The 20,383-nt window shown below is 65.7% G+C and carries 18 protein-coding genes; 9 read left to right on the top strand and 9 right to left on the bottom strand.

Translation table 11 applies throughout. The features are described from left to right. The first annotated feature begins 64 nt into the window (after window positions 1–64). Window positions 65–3,865, top strand: coding sequence for a multifunctional oxoglutarate decarboxylase/oxoglutarate dehydrogenase thiamine pyrophosphate-binding subunit/dihydrolipoyllysine-residue succinyltransferase subunit (locus EDD25_RS12275; RefSeq protein ID WP_175183021.1), 3,801 nt, complete (start codon window positions 65–67; stop codon window positions 3,863–3,865). A 186-nt stretch (window positions 3,866–4,051) separates the two neighbouring features. On the opposite strand, the gene EDD25_RS12270 is transcribed toward EDD25_RS12275, so the two are convergent. Together EDD25_RS12270 and EDD25_RS12265 are read right to left on the bottom strand one after the other, a co-directional pair. Further along, entirely contained in the window at window positions 4,052–4,294 is a 243-nt protein-coding gene (locus EDD25_RS12270) for a zf-HC2 domain-containing protein (protein WP_134173521.1), read from the bottom strand. Continuing rightward, complete coding sequence (locus EDD25_RS12265; protein ID WP_241986576.1) at window positions 4,294–4,929, bottom strand: sigma-70 family RNA polymerase sigma factor; 636 nt, start codon at window positions 4,927–4,929, stop codon at window positions 4,294–4,296. The genes EDD25_RS12270 and EDD25_RS12265 overlap by 1 nt, the downstream gene beginning before the upstream one ends. Window positions 4,930–5,050: 121 nt before the next feature. On the opposite strand from EDD25_RS12265, the gene aroA reads away from it, so the two are divergent. The 3 genes from aroA (at window position 5,051) to bcp (ending at window position 8,023) form a co-directional block, all read left to right on the top strand. Further along, window positions 5,051–6,412 (top strand): 3-phosphoshikimate 1-carboxyvinyltransferase, encoded by a 1,362-nt coding sequence (gene aroA, locus EDD25_RS12260; RefSeq protein WP_134173520.1) that lies wholly within the window; start codon window positions 5,051–5,053, stop codon window positions 6,410–6,412. Beyond that, window positions 6,413–7,474 carry a ribosome small subunit-dependent GTPase A gene (gene rsgA / locus EDD25_RS12255; protein ID WP_134173519.1) on the top strand — a complete coding sequence of 354 codons (1,062 nt, stop codon included), beginning with the start codon at window positions 6,413–6,415 and terminating at the stop codon, window positions 7,472–7,474. Between the two features lie 69 nt (window positions 7,475–7,543). Further along, window positions 7,544–8,023, top strand: a complete 480-nt coding sequence (gene bcp, locus EDD25_RS12250) for a thioredoxin-dependent thiol peroxidase (protein WP_134173518.1) — start codon at window positions 7,544–7,546, stop codon at window positions 8,021–8,023. A gap of 2 nt (window positions 8,024–8,025) precedes the next feature. On the opposite strand, the gene EDD25_RS12245 is transcribed toward bcp, so the two are convergent. Further along, window positions 8,026–8,421, bottom strand: a complete 396-nt coding sequence (locus tag EDD25_RS12245) for a hypothetical protein (protein ID WP_134173517.1) — start codon at window positions 8,419–8,421, stop codon at window positions 8,026–8,028. Between the two features lie 240 nt (window positions 8,422–8,661). On the opposite strand from EDD25_RS12245, the gene EDD25_RS12240 reads away from it, so the two are divergent. Further along, window positions 8,662–8,910, top strand: coding sequence for a WhiB family transcriptional regulator (locus tag EDD25_RS12240; protein ID WP_035837005.1), 249 nt, complete (start codon window positions 8,662–8,664; stop codon window positions 8,908–8,910). 99 nt (window positions 8,911–9,009) lie between these two features. Here the strand turns inward: EDD25_RS12240 and EDD25_RS12235 are convergent, their stop codons facing one another. Further along, the gene (locus EDD25_RS12235) at window positions 9,010–10,509 is read right to left on the bottom strand and encodes a sensor histidine kinase (RefSeq protein WP_134173516.1); all 1,500 of its coding nucleotides are present in this window, start codon (window positions 10,507–10,509) and stop codon (window positions 9,010–9,012) included. Between the two features lie 164 nt (window positions 10,510–10,673). Here EDD25_RS12235 and EDD25_RS12230 point away from each other — a divergent pair, with 164 nt between their 5' ends. Together EDD25_RS12230 and EDD25_RS12225 are read left to right on the top strand one after the other, a co-directional pair. Further along, window positions 10,674–11,141, top strand: a complete 468-nt coding sequence (locus EDD25_RS12230; protein ID WP_134173515.1) for an LpqB family beta-propeller domain-containing protein — start codon at window positions 10,674–10,676, stop codon at window positions 11,139–11,141. Then, window positions 11,138–12,769 carry a DUF5671 domain-containing protein gene (locus tag EDD25_RS12225; RefSeq protein ID WP_134173514.1) on the top strand — a complete coding sequence of 544 codons (1,632 nt, stop codon included), beginning with the start codon at window positions 11,138–11,140 and terminating at the stop codon, window positions 12,767–12,769. Before EDD25_RS12230 ends, EDD25_RS12225 begins: the two co-directional genes overlap by 4 nt. A 15-nt stretch (window positions 12,770–12,784) precedes the next feature. Here the strand turns inward: EDD25_RS12225 and EDD25_RS12220 are convergent, their stop codons facing one another. Both EDD25_RS12220 and EDD25_RS12215 read right to left on the bottom strand, forming a co-directional pair. Then, window positions 12,785–14,035, bottom strand: a complete 1,251-nt coding sequence (locus tag EDD25_RS12220; RefSeq protein WP_134173513.1) for a CpaE/TadZ family protein — start codon at window positions 14,033–14,035, stop codon at window positions 12,785–12,787. Window positions 14,036–14,037: 2 nt separating this feature from the next. Further along, window positions 14,038–14,781, bottom strand: coding sequence for a hypothetical protein (locus tag EDD25_RS12215; protein ID WP_134173512.1), 744 nt, complete (start codon window positions 14,779–14,781; stop codon window positions 14,038–14,040). A 130-nt stretch (window positions 14,782–14,911) separates the two neighbouring features. Here EDD25_RS12215 and EDD25_RS12210 point away from each other — a divergent pair, with 130 nt between their 5' ends. Beyond that, complete coding sequence (locus tag EDD25_RS12210; RefSeq protein ID WP_134173511.1) at window positions 14,912–15,217, top strand: helix-turn-helix domain-containing protein; 306 nt, start codon at window positions 14,912–14,914, stop codon at window positions 15,215–15,217. Between the two features lie 23 nt (window positions 15,218–15,240). On the opposite strand, the gene EDD25_RS12205 is transcribed toward EDD25_RS12210, so the two are convergent. Continuing rightward, a complete protein-coding gene (locus EDD25_RS12205; RefSeq protein ID WP_134173510.1) occupies window positions 15,241–15,885 on the bottom strand; it encodes a hypothetical protein in 645 nt (214 codons plus the stop codon). A gap of 136 nt (window positions 15,886–16,021) precedes the next feature. Between EDD25_RS12205 and EDD25_RS12200 the strand changes: the two genes are divergently transcribed. Then, window positions 16,022–16,438, top strand: a complete 417-nt coding sequence (locus EDD25_RS12200) for an Rv3235 family protein (protein ID WP_241986563.1) — start codon at window positions 16,022–16,024, stop codon at window positions 16,436–16,438. Between the two features lie 230 nt (window positions 16,439–16,668). Here the strand turns inward: EDD25_RS12200 and secA are convergent, their stop codons facing one another. After that, window positions 16,669–19,476 carry a preprotein translocase subunit SecA gene (gene secA, locus EDD25_RS12195; RefSeq protein ID WP_134173509.1) on the bottom strand — a complete coding sequence of 936 codons (2,808 nt, stop codon included), beginning with the start codon at window positions 19,474–19,476 and terminating at the stop codon, window positions 16,669–16,671. A gap of 125 nt (window positions 19,477–19,601) precedes the next feature. After that, window positions 19,602–20,324: a ribosome hibernation-promoting factor, HPF/YfiA family gene (hpf, locus tag EDD25_RS12190; protein ID WP_134173508.1), complete on the bottom strand. Its 723-nt coding sequence runs from the start codon at window positions 20,322–20,324 to the stop codon at window positions 19,602–19,604. Between the last annotated feature and the right edge of the window lie 59 nt (window positions 20,325–20,383).

The raw sequence follows: 20,383 nt of genomic DNA, 5'->3' as shown, positions 1-20,383 counted from the left end.
ACTGACCCGGCGAGTGTCATCGCCAGGACATCCAAAATCAACGCGGAGAGTAGGCGATCGGACGGTGTCAAGCCAGGTAACCGGTGGAGCTTCTGACGAAAAAACGTCGGGCGAATTCGGAGCTAATGAGTGGCTCGTGGACGAGCTCTACGAGCGGTACCTCGTCGATAAGAATTCGGTGGACGAGTCCTGGTGGCCCGTGCTGGAGAGCTACCACCAGACAGCAAATACGCCGGCAGACGGCGGTGCGACGCCGCCGGCGGCTGAGGCTCCGGCAGCACTCGTGGCCCCGGCGGCCCCGTTAGAGCCCGTGGCCAAGGCGGCCCCGGTAGAGCCCGTGGCCAAGGCCAAGGCCCAGGCCCCGGTCGAGGCTCCGTCCGCGAACCAGCCCACCGCGCGCACGACGTCACTTGCTCCGAATCCGGTCCCGGTTCCCGCTGACGCCCCGGTCACGAGCCCGATGCAGGCCATGACGGATGCCGCGACAACCGTGGCCGAAGATAAAATCACGCCGCTGCGCGGCATGGGCAAGGCCCTCGCCACGAACATGGCGGCGAGCCTCACCGTGCCCACCGCCACAAGCGTGCGTACCATTCCGGCGAAGCTGCTCATCGACAATCGCATCGTGATGAACAACCACATGAAGCGTGCCCGTGGTGGCAAGGTGTCGTTCACGCACCTCATCGGTTGGGCCCTCATCCGGGCGCTCAAGATGTTCCCAAGTCAGAACGTGTACTACGACGAGGTCAACGGCAAGCCGTCGGTCATCGCCCCCGCACACGTGGGCATGGGTCTCGCGATCGACATGCCCAAGCCCGACGGCACCCGCGCCCTCCTCGTGCCCACGATCAAGCGCGCCGACACGATGACCTTCGGCGAGTTCCTCGCGTCCTACGAAGAACTCGTTACGCGGGCCCGCCTGAACAAGCTCACGGCGGATGACTTCGCCGGCGCGACGCTCTCGCTCACCAACCCGGGCGGCATCGGCACGGTTCACTCCGTGCCCCGTCTCATGAAGGGGCAGGGCTGCATCATTGGAGCCGGCGCCCTCGACTATCCGGCCGAGTTCCAGGGCGCGAGCGTCAAGACGCTCACGAGCCTGGCCATCTCGAAGACCATCACTCTCACGAGCACCTACGACCACCGCGTGATCCAGGGTGCGGGTTCTGGCGAATTCCTCAAGATTGTGCACGAGCTGCTCATCGGCCAGCACAACTTCTACGAGGAGATCTTCGCGGCCCTGCGCATCCCGTACGAGCCCATCCACTGGGCGCCCGACATCAGCGTCGACCTCGCGAGCGCCGTCGACAAGACCGCCCGCGTGCAGGAGCTCATCAACTCCTTCCGCGTTCGTGGTCACCTCATGGCCGATATCGACCCGCTCGAGTACAAGCAGCGGTCGCACCCTGACCTGGACATCGCCACCCACGGCCTCACGTTCTGGGACCTCGACCGTTCCTTCGTGACCGGCGGATTCGGTGAGAAGCGGCTGATGCTGCTGCGCGACATCCTCGGTGTGCTGCGTGACTCGTACTGCCGCACGACGGGCATCGAGTACATGCACATTCAGGACCCGGCCCAGCGCAAGTGGGTTCAGGAGAAGATCGAGAAGGCGTATGTGAAGCCGACTCACGTCGAGCAGATGCGTATTCTCGCCAAGCTCAACGAGGCCGAGGCCTTCGAGACGTTCCTGCAAACCAAATACGTGGGCCAGAAGCGCTTCAGCCTTGAGGGTGGCGAGTGCACGATCCCGCTGCTCGACTCCATCCTGCAGAGCGCAGCCGAGCAGGGCCTCGACGAGGTCGCCATCGGCATGGCGCACCGTGGTCGCCTCAACGTGCTGACCAACATCGCCGGTAAGACGTACGGCGAAATCTTCCGCGAGTTCGAAGGAACTCAGGACCCGCGCACCGTGCACGGTTCCGGCGATGTGAAGTACCACCTCGGCACCATGGGCACGTTCCACGGCGACGATGGCGCCGAGATCCCCGTCTCGCTCGCCGCCAACCCGAGCCATCTCGAGGCCGGCGACGGCGTGCTCGAAGGCATCGTGCGTGCCAAGCAGGACCGCAAGCCGATGGGAACGTTCTCCACGCTGCCGATCCTCATTCACGGTGACGCGGCAATGGCCGGCCAGGGCGTTGTGCTCGAGACGCTGCAGATGTCGCAGCTTCGCGGCTACCGCACCGGCGGAACGATCCACGTGGTCGTGAACAACCAGCTCGGCTTCACGACGACGCCCGGCGACGCGCGTTCGTCCGTCTACTCCACGGATGTCGCCAAGACCATCCAGGCACCCGTGCTGCACGTGAACGGCGACGACCCCGAAGCCGTCGTGCGCGCCGCCGAAGTGGCGTTCGCATATCGCCAGGAGTTCAAGCGTGATGTGGTCATCGACCTCATCTGCTACCGCCGTCGCGGGCACAACGAGGGCGACGACCCCTCGATGACCCAGCCGCTCATGTACAACCTGATCGAAGCCAAGCGCTCCGTTCGCAAGCTGTACACCGAGGCGCTCGTCGGCCGTGGCGACATCACCGAGGAGGAGTACGAAGCCGCACACCGCGACTTCCAGGACCGCCTCGAGCGCGCCTTCATGGAAACGCACGCTGCCCAGACCGCATCCATCCCCATCATCACTCCGGAGGTCGCTGCGAAGGCCGAGGCCGAGAAGCGTGCGATCGAAGCGGAGTCCGCTGCTGGGGAACCGGCCACGACCGGCGTTGCCGAGTCTGTCATCCACCTGATCGGTGACGCGTTCAACAACAAGCCCGCGGGCTTCACCGTGCACAACAAACTCCAGCAGCTGCTGCAGAAGCGCCTCGACATGAGCCGCAACGGCAACATCGACTGGAGCTTCGGTGAGCTGCTCGCCCTGGGTTCCCTGCTGCTTGAGGGCACCCCCGTTCGGTTCGCCGGGCAGGACGCCCGCCGTGGCACCTTCGTTCAGCGCCACGCGGTGCTGCACGACCGGGTGAACGGTCAAGAATGGCTGCCACTGGCCAACCTCACGAACAACCAGGCCCGATTCTGGATCTATGACTCGCTGCTGAGCGAGTACGCGGCCATGGGCTTCGAATACGGCTACTCGGTGGAACGTGCTGACGCGCTCGTTCTCTGGGAGGCCCAGTTCGGCGACTTCGCCAACGGTGCCCAGACGATCATCGACGAGTTCGTGTCCTCGGCCGAGCAGAAGTGGGGCCAGCGGTCATCCGTTGTACTGCTGCTGCCGCACGGTTACGAGGGTCAGGGCCCCGACCATTCCTCGGCGAGGATTGAACGGTTCCTGCAGCTCTGCGCCGAGAACAACATGACCGTCGCTCGTCCGTCGACACCCGCGTCGTATTTCCACCTGCTGCGCCGCCAGGCGTACATGCGGCCGCGCCGCCCGCTCGTCGTCTTCACCCCGAAGTCGATGCTGCGCCTGCGTGGAGCGACGAGTTCGGTCGCAGACCTCACGAGCGGCAAGTTCGAACCGGTCATTGACGATGCCCGCATCCAGGACAAGAGCGCGGTCAAGCGCGTGCTTTTCCTGGCCGGCAAGATCTACTACGACCTGCTCAACGACCTCGAGAAGAACCCGAACCCCGAGATCGCCCTCGTGCGTGTGGAGCAGTATTATCCGCTTCCCTCCGCCGAGCTCAAGGCGGTGTCCGACCAGTACCCCACGGCGGAGCTCGCCTGGGTGCAGGACGAGCCGGAGAACCAGGGTGCCTGGCCGTTCTTCTACCTCGAGACCAACAAGCTGGGCCCGCGCCCGGTGCGTTTGTTCTCGCGGTCGGCGTCCGCGTCACCGGCAGCCGGTTCCGCCAAGCGTCATGCCACGGAGCAGACCGCGTTGATCCACGACGCACTGACCCTGTAACGCTCGCACGCACGGCAAAAAAACGGCCCTCCCGCGAAACCTCGGTTTCGCGGGAGGGCCGTTTTCATTGACGTCGGGATGCCCCGGGGCGTGACGGTGCCCGAAACTGACCACTGTTCCCGGCGCACCAGGCACAGTCGTCCGACTCGGACACTATTGAGCCTGATGCGGCCGGGGCCTGCTCTGCTAGTGGGTGGACTGGATGGCGCGCAGGCGCAGGAGCACCTGGTCGCGGAGGTCCTCAGGCGTAGCCTCCTTGCAGGCACGCTGCACCGCATCGGTGAGGGTGACCCCCACGAGGTGCTCGCTGCTGCAATCGGTGCAGGCCGCAAGGTGGTCGCGAATATCGGCGGCCTCCTCCTTGCGGAGTTCGTTGTGCAGGTATTCCTCGAGTTCGGCCTTGGCCCTCTCGCATCCACAATCGGTCATTATTCTGCGCTCCTGGAATTCTGTGCGGTTCCGGTTCCGGTTCCGAGCCCGCGGCCGTTCGCGTATTCGGCCAGCAGCTCGCGAAGCAGGCGCCGGCCGCGATGCAGGCGACTCATCACGGTGCCAATGGGGGTTTTCATGATTTCTGCGATCTCCTGGTAGGAGAAGCCTTCAACGTCAGCGAAGTACACGGCGAGCCTGAAATCCTCTGGAATGGACTGCAGGGCGTCTTTGACGGCGCTGTCGGGCAGGTGGTCGATGGCTTCGGCCTCGGCCGAGCGCCCCGACATGGCCGTGGTCGACTCGGCACCGCCCATCTGCCAGTCTTCGAGTTCGTCAATCGTGCCCTGGTACGGCTCACGTTGCTTCTTGCGATAAATGTTAATGAAGGTGTTCGTGAGAATCCGGTACAACCAGGCCTTGAGGTTGGTGCCCTGCTCGTACTGCGCGAAGGCGGCGAAGGCCTTCACAAAGGTTTCCTGCACGAGGTCCTGGGCATCCGAGGGGTTGCGCGTCATGCGCATGGCCGCCGCGTAGAGCTGGTCGATAAAAGGAAGTGCCTGCTCTTCGAACAGGTTCCGGTTCTTTTCGCGAGCTGTGTCCGCCTTTTCGGCCAGATCAGGTCCCACGGGCATGTCTGAAGTCATCACCGGCCATTCTAGGCCGTCGATCAGCGCCGTGCTGGTTCGCTCCAAGAGCATCGACACCGTCATAGAATCCTTCCGTCACGTCATATCCCGACTATTCTGATAACCGATGTTGATCTCGAGATATTCCAAGCCAGAGTTCGATCCTTACGGCGACAACGTGCCCGTTGAGACGGATGCCTGGTGGCCGGCCCCCACGGCGGTCGCGCCCCTGGCCTGCACGGTGTCCCTGCCCGGGTCGAAGTCGCTGACCAATCGTGAGCTGGTGCTGTCCGCCCTCGCCGACGCTCCCTCGCTGCTGCGCAGCCCCCTGCACTCCCGCGACAGCGACCTGATGGTGGACGCGCTCCGCCAGATGGGCACCACGATCGAGGCCGTTCCCGGAGACGGCGCTTTCGGGAACGACCTGCGCATCACCCCCACGGACGAACTCCTCGGCTCCACCACGGTGGATTGCGGTCTCGCGGGCACCGTGATGCGCTTCGTTCCGCCGCTCGCCGCGCTCGCACTCGGCCCGACAACTTTCGACGGCGATCCCGGGGCGCGCCTTCGGCCCATGTCCACCATGATCACGGCCCTGCGCGACCTCGGCGCCGACATCAACGACGACGGCCGCAGCGCCCTCCCCTTCACGGTGCACGGTCGCGGAGCCGTCACTGGCGGCGAGGTAACGATCGACGCCGGCGCATCGAGCCAGTTCGTCTCCGGCCTGCTCCTCGCCGCCTCTCGCTTCGACCAGGGCCTGCACCTGCGACACTCCGGTGAACGGTTGCCGAGCCTGCCGCACATCGAGATGACCATTGCCACGCTCGCCAATCGCGGGATCACCGTTGCAAGCCCCACGGTGGGCGAGTGGATTGTGGAGCCCGGCATCATCCGGGGTGCGGAAATTGATATCGAACCCGATCTCTCCAACGCGGCACCGTTCCTCGCAGCCGCACTCGTGACCGGCGGAAGCGTCACCATTTCAGGCTGGCCGTCGCACACGACCCAGGTCGGCGCACACCTGCAGGAGTTGCTGTCTCTCTTCGGCGCCACCGTAGATCTCAACGGCGATCACCTCACGGTGACCGCGGGCAACGGCATCCGTGGGGTCGAACTCGACCTGGGGGCCGGCGGCGAACTCGCTCCCGCGCTCGTGGCGCTGGCCGCCCTCGCCGACTCGCCCAGCACGATCACCGGTATCGGCCACCTGCGCCACCACGAGTCGAACCGGCTCGAGGCGCTCGCAACCGAGATCAACCGGCTCGGCGGCAACGTCACCGAGTTGCCTGACGGCCTGCACATCGAGCCGCGTCCCCTCACCGGAGGCGAGTGGCGGAGCTACGACGACCACCGCATGGCCACGGCGGGCGCCTTGATCGGGCTTGCCGTTCCCGGCGTGCTCGTGGAGAACATCGCCACCACCGCCAAGACGCTGCCACAGTTTCCTGAGCTGTGGAACGCGATGCTGCCGGAGGCGCAGCTCTAGATGCACGAGCCTGACGCCGAGGCCTGGTGGTCGACGCCCGACGAAGACGAACCGAAATACGACGAGTCCGACGTGCGCGTGCGCGCCGGACGCAAGGGGACGAAGCCTCGGTCCAAGACCCGGCCCCAGCACGAAAATGCGCTGACCGGGCGCATCCTCACCGTGGATCGCGGTCGCTACACCGTGATGCTCGACGAGAACCTGCCCACCGAGCGGCGTGTCACCGCGGCCCGCGCGAGCGAGCTGCGCAAGAAAGCCGTGGTCAACGGCGACCGGGTCGATATTGTGGGCAACACCACCGGCGACGAGGGCACGCTCGCCCGAATCGTGCGCATCGTCGACCGTGACACGCTGCTACGCCGCAGCGCCGATGACACCGACGCCGTGGAACGGGTGATCGTGGCCAACGCGGACCAGATACTCATCGTCGTCGCCGCGGCCAACCCTGAGCCTCGCATTCGTCTCGTGGACCGCTACCTCGTGGCCGCCTACGACGCGGGCGTCTCCCCGATTCTCTGCATCACGAAGACCGACCTCGCCGATCCGAGCGATTTCCTCGCGAATTTTGCCGGCCTCGACCTGCCCGTGTTCCAGAGCAGCGAGGGCGAGATGCCCATCGACGCCATCTCCGCCGCTCTCGTGGGCCATGACACGGTTTTCGTGGGTCACTCGGGGGTGGGCAAGTCCACGCTCGTGAACGCGCTCGTACCGGGCACCAACCGCGCCATCGGCGTCGTCAACACGGTCACCGGGCGCGGCCGTCACACGTCGTCGTCAACGGTGTCGCTGCGCCTCGAAACGGATGCCGGCCGCGGCTGGGTCATCGACACCCCCGGCGTGCGGTCCTTTGGCCTGGGGCACATCGATACGGCCAACATTCTCAAGGCCTTCACCGACCTCGCGACGATTTCCGAACGCTGCCCACGCGGCTGCACGCATCTGCCGAGCTCCCCCGACTGCGCCATCATCGAGGCTGTGGAGGCCGGCGAACTCGGTGAAACCGGACGGGTGCGGCTGGACTCCTTGCAGCGCCTGCTCGCCACGTTCGCGCCAGCACGCTGACCATTCCCCGTCCGCCTGCGACCCGCTCGCTGGAACCGCACGTGCGGGAGACCCGACTAGCGTGGAGTCATGACGGATACCACGCGACTCGCGGCGGGCGACACGGCCCCCCTGTTCACACTGACCGACCAGGATGGGGCATCCGTTTCGCTTGCCGACTACGCGGGAAGCAAGGTCGTCGTGTATTTCTACCCGGCCGCCATGACACCCGGGTGCACGAAGCAGGCCTGTGACTTTCGAGACAACCTCGGCTCGCTCGCGTCGGCCGGGTACCAGGTGCTCGGCGTTTCGAAGGACACCCCCGGCAAGCTCAAGTCCTTTCAGGAGCACGACGCCGTCAACTTTCCGCTGCTGAGCGACACCGACCTCGACGTGCATCGCGCCTACGGGGCGTGGGGAGAGAAAAACCTTTACGGCAAGATTGTCACCGGGGTACTGCGCTCGACGTTCGTGATCGATGAGGCCGGTCTCGTGCAGCTCGCGCTGTACAACGTGAAGGCAACCGGACACGTGGCGAGCCTGCGTAAGAAACTCGGAATCGACGCCTGAGGCTATTCGACGGGGTGGCTCGTGGCCGCCACGACCTTCGGGGTGAAGGCGAGCGCGAGCACCACGAGAGACGGCAGCAGAATGACCCAGCCCACGTCGGGCCGCGCGTAGAGCCCCTGGAAGCAGCCGACCGCGACCATGATCTGCACGAGCTGCCAGGTGATCGCGCCGCCGCGGATCCATGGGCGGCGGCGCAGTGTTCCCACGGTGATGGCGCTCACCCACACGGCAGCCAGGGCGGCGAGGGCGAGGATGGCGAGCCCCCCACCGAGGGACGCGGGGGTCTGCGTGAGCAGTTCGACAACGAGCCAGGCGGCGAGGAGCCATAGCACCGCGGCCTCGAGGGCGAGGAGTGCGGTGAAGAAGGCCAGCCCGGGCGCGCGGCCAAAGTCACTCACGTGCCGTCGAAGGCGCGTCCACGGGCCCTGATCTGGCTCTTCTCGCTGATTCACAGGTACATTCCATCCCAAAGTATTGATTTGACACCCCTATTATGGGACGATATTTGAGGTCCGGTTGACGCTCACAGGGACGTGAGTTTTTCTAATCTGTTTAGATCTGAGCTTTTTCCTGCAACCGACCGTACCCCTGCAATTCTGGCCATTCGGCCGTGCACCCCGCAATAAAGGAGCATCTCTATGGACTGGCGCGATAAAGCTGCCTGCCTCACCGCCGACCCGGAACTTTTCTTTCCGGTTGGCAACACTGGTCCCGCAGTGGACCAGATCGAGAAGGCGAAGTCGGTCTGTGCTCGATGCAACGTTACTGAGGTGTGCCTCCAGTATGCACTGGAAACCGGACAGGACTCCGGAGTCTGGGGTGGCCTGAGCGAAGACGAGCGTCGCGCCCTGAAGCGTCGCGCCGCACGCGCCCGCCGCGCGTCCTAAGCACTGCAGCACCCGCACCCTACATCTCGAGCCTGGGCCCACCGGTCTTACCGGCGGGCCCAGGCTCTTCTTGTTGCACCGGCATGGAGCGCGCATCCGCTACCCCTCGTGCATGAAGCGCAGGGGAATCTCGATCGTGACCTCGGTTCCGCTGCCCATCATGGTGTGCCAATCGATCGTGCCGCCCAGCTCGCCCTGGATGAGCGTGCGCACGATCTGGGTGCCGAGCCCGGAACCGACCTTGCCCTCCGGCAATCCGGAACCGGTGTCGCGCACCGTCACCGTGAGGGTCTCGGCAGTGCGTTGCGCCTCAATGGAGACCTCGCCCTCGCGGCCAGCCAGCCCGTGTTCCACGGCATTGGTCACGAGTTCGGTGAGCACGAGCGCAAGCGGGGTGGCATAGGCGCTCGGAAGCGTACCGAAGCTGCCCGACGATTTGGGGTGCACGGTCGTGTTGTGAGCGGATGCAACCTCAACCGTGAGCAGCAGCACCCGGTCGAACACGGCGTCGAAGTCCACAATCTGGCTCAGTCCCTCGGAGAGCGTGTCGTGCACGACCGCAATCGCGGCGACGCGACGCATGGCCTGGGTGAGCGCCTCACGGGCACGGTCGGACTGGGTTCGGCGCGCCTGAATACGCAGCAGTGAGGCGACGGTCTGCAGGTTGTTCTTCACCCGGTGGTGAATCTCCCGAATGGTCGCGTCCTTGGTAATGAGTTCGCGTTCCTGGTGGCGCAGTTCGGTCACGTCGCGGCACAGAACGATCGCGCCGACGCGCTGGCCGTGATTGCGGATGGGGATCGCGCGCAGTGAGACGGTGACGCCACGGGACTCAACGTCGGTGCGCCACGGGGCGCGGCCGGTGACGACGAGCGGCAGCGATTCGTCGACCACGGCATTTCCGGTGCCCGCGAGCAGGCTCGTGGTGACCTCGGCGAGAGACTCGCCCTCAAGCTCGTCGGCGAAGCCCATGCGGTTGAAGGCCGAGAGTGCGTTGGGGCTCGCGAAGGTGGTCAACCCGTCGACGTCAACGCGAATCAGCCCGTCAGAGGCGCGCGGGGCACCGCGTCGGGGACCGGTCGGTGCGCCCAGATCGGGGAAGTCACCCGAGGCGATCATGTCGAAGAGGTCGTTGGCGCAGTCGTTGAATGTGAGTTCCTGGCGGCTCGGCGTGCGCGCCTCGCTCAGGTTCGTGTGTCGGGTGAGCACGGCCACCGGGACGGGCGCGACCTCGGTGCCCGTCACACTCAGTCGGCGAAGCACGGGGATCGCTCGCACTCGGGTGGGCGTCTCCTCGTACCAGTCCGGTGCGGTCGTGTCGACGATCTTTCCGGTCTCGAAGGCTTCGGTCACCTGGGTGCGCCAGTCCACCTTAATGTTCTGGCCCACGAAGTCACGGTAGAACAGCGTTGCGGCGCTCGACGGGCGCGCGTGGGCGACAGCCACGAAGCTGCCGCTCTCGGTGGGTACCCACACCACAATATCGGCGAAGGCAAGGTCGGCCAGCAGCTGGCCATCCGCGACGAGCATGTGCAGCCAGTCCACGTCTTCCGCCGTGCTGTGGCCATGGGCAAGTACGAGATCACTGAGCGTCGACACGATCAATAGCCTAGGCCAGCCAGCTGCATCCGAGCGTCCGCACGTGCCTCGTGGACTGTAACGATTGCGGACAAACGGTGCCCGGAGGGCCGCGGCGATGACTGTTGCCAAGTCGGTCCCGAGCGCGCATAGTCCCGGGGGGCAAACGGGTGCATGCTGTGCTTATGAATGCCACACAGTCTCGACCAGATCGAACCCTGATGGTGATCATCGGCATCATCGCCGCGTTGGCGGCGGTCGCCCTCGCCGTGGTGTTTTCCCGGGGCGCCCCGGCTCCGCTCGACGAGTCAACGCCCGCGGGAATCGTGCAACGGTATGCCGCAGCGATCATCACGGGAGACGAGGCAACGGCTGCCCGCTACCTCAGCCCCGATGCCCCAGACCTGTGCATGCCCGGTGACCGGTCACCCCCGAACGACAACATGCGCATCACCCTCGCGTCAACGACGATACGAGGCGATACCGCCGACGTCGTCGTCACGATGACGACCACGTACGACGGCGGCCTGTTCGGGCCGTCGAGCTACGACTCTGACGGCACCGTGAGCCTCGTGAAGACCGACGGGTCGTGGCGGATCGAGAGCGCTCCCTGGGAGCTCACCGTGTGCCCGACCCCCACCGTGACACGATGAGCGCCGAAGCCGACTCGTCGGCCGAAACGACCACTCAGCCCACTGCCCGCCGCGTTGTCGTTTTCACCCTCCTGTTTGCGCTCGTGATCATCGCCGCGATCGGCCTCGCCGGGCTGCTCAACCGGCTCCTCGACCGCAGTGACCTTCTCGTCTCCAACGATGTGCCCGGTCTCGCGCGCGCACTGGCGTTCACGCTCATCGCCGGCCCCCTGGCCGCGGTTCTGTGGTGGGTGCAGTGGCGCCGCCTCGGTAACGCGGAGCGGGCATCCGTCGCCTGGGGCCTCTACGTGGCGCTGATGTCCACGGTCTCACTCATCGTCTTCTCCTCCGCCCTGCTCGTCACGGCCGCAGCGCTCGTGCGCTCCGATTGGCAACCAAACGCCTTCGCTACCGGTCTGGTGTGGGCCGGCGTGTGGGTATGGCACCGGCGGATGTCGCGGCACGCCGACAAGGCACCCACCCGTTTGCGCAGTGTCGCGCCCGTTCTCGGCGCGGTGTTCGGCCTGCTCCTGTTCGCCGGTGGCGCCCTCACCGCGCTCTCGTCGCTCATCGATACTGCGCTGGGCGGCCTCGCGGCCGCGGTCACCATCGGCGACCCCTGGTGGCGGCTCACCCTGCAGGCGCTGCTCTGGTCCCTGGGCGGCGCCGTCGTGTGGTGGTTGCACTGGTTCCGTGACGACGCCCGCGGACTGCGCGGTGGCCTCGCCACAGTGGCCCTCATCGTCGTGGGCATCGCGGTGTCCGTGGCGTTCACCCTCGCCGGCGCGGGGACCGTGCTGTACCGGGTGCTGCGCCTCACGTTTGACCGCACCGAGTCCGTGCAACAGATGATCGAAACGCTGGGATTCGCCCTGGCCGCCGCCGCCATCGGAGCGCTCGTCTGGGCATATCACCAGCGCCAGGCCGCGCTCCGCTCTGCGGCCGTCGTGCTGGCAACGCGCATTGTGACCGCTGCGGTGGGCCTGATCGGTGCCGCATCAGGGGTGGGAGTGATCGTCACTGCCCTGCTCGCCACGCTTGCTCCGTCGTTCGTCGGCTCCGACGCGCGCACCCTGTTGCTCGGAGGATTGAGCGCACTCGTCGTGAGCGGCCCGGCGTGGTGGCTCGCGTGGAAACCGGCCGCGCCCGTCGACCCCGCGGAGGCGGCCAGCGCCGGACGGCGCCTCTACCTGGTGCTCGTCTTCGGGCTGAGCGCGATCGCGGCCATCGTCACCCTACTCGTCATCGGCTATCGCCTGTTCGAGTCGGCGCTCGGCGACCCGAACGCAACAGACCTGCTCACCCGGGTACGGGCACCGCTCGGACTCCTCGTCGCCACCGGCCTGGTGGCCGGGTATCACTTCGCCATCTGGCGACGCGACCGCGCCCTTGTTCCTGCGCGCCCCCCACGCCGGATCCAACGCATCGTTCTCGTGGCCGGCACCGATCCGCAACCTCTCGTGCGCGCCCTTGTCGACGCGACGGGTGCGACCGTGACGCTGTTGCGACGAGCGGATGTTCCCGCCCACGATGCCGCTGCCCCCACGGCTGAAGAACTCGCCCGCATTTTCGGGCCCATCACCGCCGCGCGCGTTCTCGTCGTGGCAGGGAAAGGCGGCCGGCTCGAGGTCATCCCCCTCCAGGACTGACCGGCGCCGCTGGCCCTATTGCGGAGCGAGGGCACGGCGCCGCCGCCGAGTCCGGCGCGGCGCGGCCGTTGCCGGGGCGCTCACGAGTTTCGCAAGCACGAAGCGACGGATGCTCGCCCGCGCGAGCGATTTCGGCGCGGCATCGCGCAACGTGCGCCCCGTCAGCACAGCGACGTCGAGCGAGGGCTGGTCATTCGGCACCAGCACAGGCGCCTCGATAGCGCCAAAGCGACGCAGTGCCCCGATGACCTGCCCCGCCGGGTCGAGACCCACGGCGCTCGACCGCACCCTATTCATCACGACGCTCACCGCGGTGTCGCTGATCACGTCGGTCAGGTCACTCCAGGCGCGCAGAAAACGCGCCATGCCCACCGGATCGGCGAGCCCGCACGCCACCACGTGGTCTGCGGCGCGCAACGCCGTCACCGTTGCGGCGTTGCGCCTCGGCGCGAACATGTCGCTTGAGAGTTCCTCGTCGCTCTCCAGGTTGAACCCAGTGTCAATGACGACGTAGTCCGCCCAATGCCGCAGCGCCTCGATCGTTCGAGTCACGCGTTCCGACGACAACTCCGGCCATCGCGAGGGCCGACCGATGCCGGTGAGCACCCAGAAGGCACCTTGAGGCGAATTGTAGCGCTGCGCGATGCGTTCGAATTCGTTTTGGGTCAGGCTGTCCGATCCCGCCAGGCGACAGGCCGCCGCGAATCCCGGCGCCTCGTCGAGCATCCCCAGGCTTGCCGCGACCGACCCGCTGTAGGTGTCTGCGTCAGCGAGCACCACGGTGTGCCCCGCCGCTGCGATCTCCGCCGCGATATTGATCGCCAGGGTCGTGCGCCCCGGGGCTCCTGTGGGACCCCACACCGCCACCACGAGGCCGGACCGCGGAGCGCCAACCGAACGTCCACGGTCGCCGACCCGCAGCGGCACCACGACCCCGGCATGTACGAGCGCATCGATCTCCGGCCAGCCCACCGCGGCATCGAGAACCTCAAGCAGCCCGAGGGTGGCCGCGTAGCGGCGATCCCGGTCGGAGGCGGCGAGCGCAATCACCCGGATGCCACGCGCGTCACACGCTGCGATCAGTTCGCCGGTCAGGGACTCGCGTCTGGCCCCCACAACCGCGACATCCGGGCGCAGCTGCGGCAGGGCGAGCACGAATTCGGTGACCGTTCGCACCTGGGCGAGGACCGAGTGACCGTGCTCCACGATATCCGCAAACAGTCGGTCTTCGGTGTGCCGGTCGAGCACAAGCACGAGCCCGGCCATGGTCAGTTGCCCCCGGTCGTGGTGCCCTCGGGTGTCGCGCTCGGTGTTGGCGTCTCCGAGACATCGGGGCCACCTGCAGGCGGCACGCCCAGGGGCGTGTCGATCGCCACGACGGAGACAACATCGCCGTTCGCAATCGACTCCAGCACCGGCCCGACCAGACCTTTCGGCACGAGGATCTCCACAGATTGCCCCTCCGATGAGGCCATCAGGCCGGCCGCTGCGATCACGCGCACCACCGTCGCGGACGGTACGAGCACCTCGGGCGGCGCGTACTGGGCGGCGGCGGTCTTCTGGGCCGCCCACACATCCACGAATGAGCCCGGCACAATCGACTCGGCGAGGTTGGGACGCACCATGACAACAACGCTCGTAACGGATGCCCCGGCGACCGTGCCGACCGCACCCGCCGGAACCAGCTCACCCGCCTGAACGGTGCGCGTGACAATGAGGCCGTCGGACGGCACCCGCCCGGGAGTCAGGTACTTCTGCGCGGAGTCCCCCAGCCGTACGTGAGCCAGCTCGAGATCACCCGAGTCGATGTGGTCCCCCACGAGGAGCGCGGAGGAGGCGAGGTAGACCTCGGTTGTGCGGTCGGCGGTCGTGACGAGTGCCGCCACTCCCGCAACGGACGCCGCCACGAGGACGAGGCCGATGCCGAATCGCGGGTCGAACCGGAGTCGTGCTCGTGCTCGTGTGCCTGTGCCTGTGCCTGTGCCTGTGCCTGTGCCTGCCGAGTTGGTCATCCGCATCCTCACTCCTTGTCACCGCCTGCCGGCTCGCTCTATGGTGCCCGGGTTTGGGGCCAGCGGGAGAGTTATCCACAGGGCAGATTCATTCCCACCCAAATTTACCGGTTTGACGGATAATCGACGCATGGACGATTCAGACGCAGCCGCACTGGGGCGTTTTCTCACTCTGTCGGATACCGCCGAGATCCTTGCCATCACGCCCGCCGAGGCCCTTGAACTCGTGCGAAGCAACGAACTACCGGCCATTCGCATCGGTTCGTCGCACCTCTGGCGGGTCGAGCGCGTCATACTCGAGTCGTATATCGAGGCAAAGTACGAAGAGGCACGGCGGCTCTCGCTGTGGGAACAGTCTGATTTCGGCAACATTCCGGAGATCTCTGGAGGTCGCGTCATGCGCCCACGGTCCCACCCCAGCGACTCTCCGAGATAGTCCGCTGCGATCATCGGGGGCGCTCAGGTCAGCTTGATGAAGGCCACCTGTTCGAGGGGGACGACGCGGTAGTGCTCCACAGCGGGCGTGCGGCGCAGGGTCCCCGGAGGATGAACGGCCAGGTCGAGATGATCGCGGCCCACCCGGTCAATTGTGCCGGTGAGCAGGCCTGTCCGCGTGTGCAGCTCAATGCCGGCTCGGCGACGACACAGGTCCCGCAGAACGAAGGAGAGGCCGATACGGTCGGACAAGCGCGCTGCGGATGGCGATTCAATCTCAGGACCCAGAGAGCGGTCCACCTGGTCGGCGGTGAGTGCGAGCCCGGCGATGCTCGCCAGCGGCACCACGCACTGCGCTGTACGCCGCGCGCGGTCGGCGTGCAACCCGGTGGGGCGTTCCACGTCCGAGAGGTCTGCGGTGAAGAGGTCAGCGGCAAACCAATCCCGACCGAAGGTTGTTGCCCGCACGACGACGGTGTTTCCCGTTGCCAGCACGACGCGAATCGCCGCGGGGCCCGCCGGACCGAGGCTGAGGACCATGAGTCGCGACCGCAACGTGAGGCGTCCGAGGCGATGCCGTTCTTCTTCCGCGCGCAGGTCACTCTCCTCCGCGGTCAGCTCGCGTTCGAGTTGACCCTCAAGATCGTCAAATAGGTTGTCCCAGCGCACACGACGAACCTAGCCCGCTGCTCAAGGCGTCGTGGGGTTATCCACAGGGGTTAAAAACGCTGGACAGCGTGAGCTCCGACTGATTGAGTGATCGCCACGGAGACACCCCGGGCACCAGACCGACAGCGGAGTAGTCATGAGCCTGTATCCAGAGCCAGCACCCGATTCCTTCCCCGAGCAGGCTTCCCCGCGAGCGTCCGTTCCGGGCACTGTCCTGCCCGACCCCGAGCCACTGCTCATCAATCTGACCCGCGGGGTGATGGAGGTACTCGCTGGCGCCCGTGAACTCGACCAGCTCGCGCGATGGGTCAGCGACGATGTGTACAAACACCTGCTCCGACGAGTCGTGTTATCCGCGAGGGCCCGCGCGGTTACCGGCCGCATACCCCAACGGCCCACCATCTCCATTGGTCGCGTGCATATCTACGAGCCCCGCCCCGGTGTCATTGAGGCCGTTGTGATGGTTCACGGCAAGGCCCGCGTGCAGTGTGTCGCCCTCAGACTCGAGACGGTTGGCACCCGGTGGCGAGCGAGTGCCATCAACGTGCTCTGAGCCGATTAACCGCGGCCGATTAACCGCGGCCGATTAACCGCGGCCGATTAACCGCGGCCCATTGACCGCGGTCAATTAACGACGACCCATTGACGGCGACCCATGAGCTGCGTACCCGCCGTTCCGAAGCCGTATGGGCGACGCCGCACAGACACTCGTCACCCCCGTCCCGCAGTGGCGGAAGGGAGGCGACGAGTGTTCAGGAGCGTTCGGGTCGAACGGTCCGGCGGCTACTTCTTCTTGCCCTGACGACGCTCGGCCCGGTTCGCGGGAGTCGCGTCGCTGCTGTCGCGCTGGCCGAAGGCACCACGCTGGGCCGGCGTCGCCTCGGCCGGGGAATCGTCGGCGGGAGCGGAATCCTCCGTCGCCAAGCGGCGCGTACGATCCGTTGCCGCCTGCTGGATCTGGCCGCGCTGGTTGCGTACCTCTACTCCGCCCGAATCGCTCGGCGCCGTATAGCTGAGCTTCGCATCTGCCTGGTCGGCGGGGGCGAGCCCCTTGGCTGCGACGACCGGAGCCGACACTGATCCCGGAGCCTGGCTGACCTCCACGTCAAGGTTGAAGAGGAATCCGACGGTCTCCTCGCGAATCTGGCCCATCATCTGTTGGAACATGGCGAAGCCCTCACGCTGGTACTCCACGAGCGGGTCGCGCTGGGCCATGGCGCGCAGGCCGATGCCGTCCTTCAGGTAGTCCATCTCGTAGAGGTGGTCGCGCCAGCGACGGTCAATGACCGACAAGACGACACGACGTTCCAGTTCACGCATGGCGGGCGAACCGAGCGACTCCTCACGGCGCTTGTACGCCTCCCTCGCGTCGGAGAGAATCTCGCGGCGCATGAAGTCGCGGTTGATCCGCCCCTTGTCGCCGGCCTCAGAAACGACCTCGTCGATGGTGATGCCAACGGGGTAGAGCGTTTTGAGTTCGACCCACATGGCGTCGAAGTCCCAGTCATCGCCGTTGCCCTGACCGGCATGAACGTCGAGGACCTCGTCAATGACGTTGTCCAGGAATGTCTGGGTGCGCTCGTGCAGGTCGTCGCCCTCAAGGATGTGACGACGGTCACCGTAGATCGCCTCGCGCTGGCGGTTCAACACGTCGTCATATTTGAGCACGTTCTTGCGAATCTCGGCGTTGCGTCCCTCCACCTGCGCCTGCGCACTGCGAATGGCGCGGCTGACGACCTTGGACTCGATCGCCATGTCGTCGGGGACCCCCTGTCGGCCCATGAGGCTTTCGGCGGCTCCCGCGTTGAAGAGGCGCATGAGGTCGTCGGTGAGCGAGAGGTAGAAGCGGCTCTCCCCCGGATCGCCCTGGCGGCCGCTGCGTCCACGCAGCTGGTTGTCGATACGGCGGGATTCGTGGCGCTCCGTGCCGAGCACGTAGAGGCCTCCGGCCGCGATGACCTTCTCGGCTTCCTCGCGCACCTTGTCCTTGACGGCGGTGAAGACGTCGTCCCAGGCTGTCTCGTATTCCTCGGGGGTTTCCACGGGGCTGAGGCCCTTGGCATTCATATCGGCCACGGCCATGAACTCGGCGTTGCCACCGAGCATCACGTCGGTGCCACGGCCAGCCATGTTTGTGGCGACCGTCACGGAGCCGAGGCGTCCGGCTTGCGCGACGATGGCGGCCTCACGGGCGTGGTTCTTGGCGTTGAGCACCTCGTGGCGCACCCCCTTCTTGGCGAGCAGCCGGGAAAGGTATTCGCTCTTCTCGACGCTCGTGGTGCCGACGAGAACCGGCTGCCCCTTCTCGTGACGGACCGCGATGTCTTCGACGACCTGATTGAACTTCGCCTCCTCATTCTTGTAGATGAGGTCGGACTGGTCGATGCGCTGCATCGGCCTATTCGTGGGGATCGCTACGACACCGAGCTTGTAGGTGCTCATGAATTCGGCGGCCTCGGTCTCGGCGGTACCGGTCATGCCGGAGATCTTCGAGTACAGGCGGAAATAGTTCTGAAGGGTGACCGTGGCCAGCGTCTGGTTCTCGGCCTTGACCACAACGCCCTCCTTGGCCTCAATGGCCTGGTGGATGCCCTCGTTGTAGCGGCGCCCCATGAGGATTCGGCCGGTGTGCTCATCGACGATGAGCACCTCGCCGTTCATCACGACGTAGTCCTTGTCTTTTTTGAACAGGGCGTCGGCCTTGATGGCGTTGTTCAGGAATGAGATCAGCGGAGTGTTCGCGGACTCGTAGAGGTTGTCAATGCCGAGGTAGTCCTCGACCTTCTCGATGCCGGGTTCGAGCACGCCGATGGTGCGCTTCTTCTCATCGACCTCGAAATCTTCGTCGGGCACGAGTCGCTTGGCGAGGCTTGCGAACTCAGAGAACCAACGGTTTGCTTCACCGGATGCCGGACCCGAGATGATGAGCGGCGTCCGTGCCTCATCGATCAGGATCGAGTCGACCTCGTCAACGATGGCGAAGGCGTGGCCGCGCTGCACCATGTCTGAGGCCTGCCACGCCATGTTGTCGCGCAGGTAGTCGAAGCCGAACTCGTTGTTCGTTCCGTACGTGATGTCGCACTCATACATCTCGCGACGTTGGGGAGGCGTCTGGCCGGAGACGATGCATCCGGTCGTCATACCGAGGGCTCGGAAGACGCGGCCCATGAGCTCGCTCTGGTAGCTCGCGAGATAGTCGTTCACCGTGATGACGTGCACGCCCCGGCTCGTGATGGCGTTGAGGTACGCGGCCGTGGTGGCCACAAGCGTCTTGCCCTCACCGGTCTTCATCTCGGCAATGTTGCCCAGGTGAAGCGCGGCGCCCCCCATCAGCTGAACGTCGAAGTGACGCAGCCCCAGGGTGCGGGTGCTCGCCTCGCGCACCGCGGCGAAGGCCTCAGGCAGCAGGTCATCGAGGGACTCCCCGGCCGAATAGCGCTCCCGCAGTGTGACGGTCTCATTCTTGAGTTCGTCGTCGGTGAGGTGGCTGAAATCGTCTTCCAGCGCGTTGATGGCCTTCGCATAGTTTTCCAAGCGCTTAAGTACGCGCCCTTCGCCAACTCGAAGAACCTTTTCCAAAATTGAGGCCACGAATGCACTCCAGTAGTCGTCACGGCATGTGGCTGCGCCGTGTTTTCACACCGCGCAGCCGACACCTGTCGTCTGGTCGGCGCCGGAGCACCGACCTAACCGGCAACTATAGCAATGCCAGGTGGTCAGTTGGACCGAACGCCGGCCTCAGCCGGGGCCTCTCGCAACTCCGCTGCGGAATCATCCAGCTCGATGACGCCATAGTCCCACCCCTTGCGGCGGTAGACCACGCTCGGTCGGTGAGTCTCCGAGTCCTGGAACAGGTAGAAATCGTGCCCAACGAGTTCCATGAAGTAGAGGGCATCGTCGACCGTCATGGGTGCCGCAGCGAAAACCTTGCGGCGGATGACGACGGGGCAGTAGGCCTCGTCCTCTTCGGCCTCGGCACTTGCGTCGCCATCGACGCTATCCGGGGACACGATCGGAACTGCACCGGTACGAACACGATCAAGGCTCTCGCTGGAGGCCGGAACGATGTCGATCACGCTGAAGGCAACGGATGCGGCCTCCTGCAGGGACGTGGGCCGGTGCGCCCCGCCACGGTGTACCTTCTTGCGGTCCTTTGCACGACGAACTCGTTCGAGCAAACGCCCCAATGCAATGTCGAATGCCGCGTACTTGTCTGCCCCGTCCGCTTCTGCGCGAACCAGAGGACCCTTGCCGATCAGGGTCAGCTCGACCCGATCTTTTCCAGCCGCGGCACCATTCTTCTCGTGGTGACGACTTACCTTGATCTCGAGAGCGAGCGCCTTATCGGCAAGACCGGCAATCTTCTCGGCCTTTTCCGTCGCGTATTCCCGAAAGCGATCAGTGATCCCTAGGTTTCGTCCGACAATGTTAGTTTCCATGACGACCTCCTGATCTGGCGGATCGCCCTGTGTATGGGCGATCATTGCGCGCCTGTGTT

The sequence above is a fragment of the Cryobacterium psychrophilum genome (genome assembly GCF_004365915.1).
GTDB lineage: Bacteria > Actinomycetota > Actinomycetes > Actinomycetales > Microbacteriaceae > Cryobacterium > Cryobacterium psychrophilum.
The sequence above is the reverse complement of the archived record's forward strand: the minus strand, read 5'-3'. Positions and strand labels throughout refer to the sequence as shown.

What these genes read in the sequence shown, in the direction of transcription:
- EDD25_RS12200 (WP_241986563.1), top strand. Translation starts at nt 16,022, where the DNA reads ATGAGCCTGTATCCAGAGCCAGCACCCGATTCCTTCCCCGAGCAGGCT.
- EDD25_RS12240 (WP_035837005.1), top strand. Translation starts at nt 8,662, where the DNA reads ATGGACTGGCGCGATAAAGCTGCCTGCCTCACCGCCGACCCGGAACTT.
- EDD25_RS12220 (WP_134173513.1), bottom strand. Translation starts at nt 14,035, where the DNA reads ATGGCCGGGCTCGTGCTTGTGCTCGACCGGCACACCGAAGACCGACTG.
- EDD25_RS12230 (WP_134173515.1), top strand. Translation starts at nt 10,674, where the DNA reads ATGAATGCCACACAGTCTCGACCAGATCGAACCCTGATGGTGATCATC.
- aroA (WP_134173520.1), top strand. Translation starts at nt 5,051, where the DNA reads ATGTTGATCTCGAGATATTCCAAGCCAGAGTTCGATCCTTACGGCGAC.
- EDD25_RS12265 (WP_241986576.1), bottom strand. Translation starts at nt 4,929, where the DNA reads ATGCCCGTGGGACCTGATCTGGCCGAAAAGGCGGACACAGCTCGCGAA.
- EDD25_RS12210 (WP_134173511.1), top strand. Translation starts at nt 14,912, where the DNA reads ATGGACGATTCAGACGCAGCCGCACTGGGGCGTTTTCTCACTCTGTCG.
- EDD25_RS12225 (WP_134173514.1), top strand. Translation starts at nt 11,138, where the DNA reads ATGAGCGCCGAAGCCGACTCGTCGGCCGAAACGACCACTCAGCCCACT.
- EDD25_RS12270 (WP_134173521.1), bottom strand. Translation starts at nt 4,294, where the DNA reads ATGACCGATTGTGGATGCGAGAGGGCCAAGGCCGAACTCGAGGAATAC.
- bcp (WP_134173518.1), top strand. Translation starts at nt 7,544, where the DNA reads ATGACGGATACCACGCGACTCGCGGCGGGCGACACGGCCCCCCTGTTC.
- rsgA (WP_134173519.1), top strand. Translation starts at nt 6,413, where the DNA reads ATGCACGAGCCTGACGCCGAGGCCTGGTGGTCGACGCCCGACGAAGAC.
- EDD25_RS12215 (WP_134173512.1), bottom strand. Translation starts at nt 14,781, where the DNA reads ATGACCAACTCGGCAGGCACAGGCACAGGCACAGGCACAGGCACAGGC.
- hpf (WP_134173508.1), bottom strand. Translation starts at nt 20,324, where the DNA reads ATGGAAACTAACATTGTCGGACGAAACCTAGGGATCACTGATCGCTTT.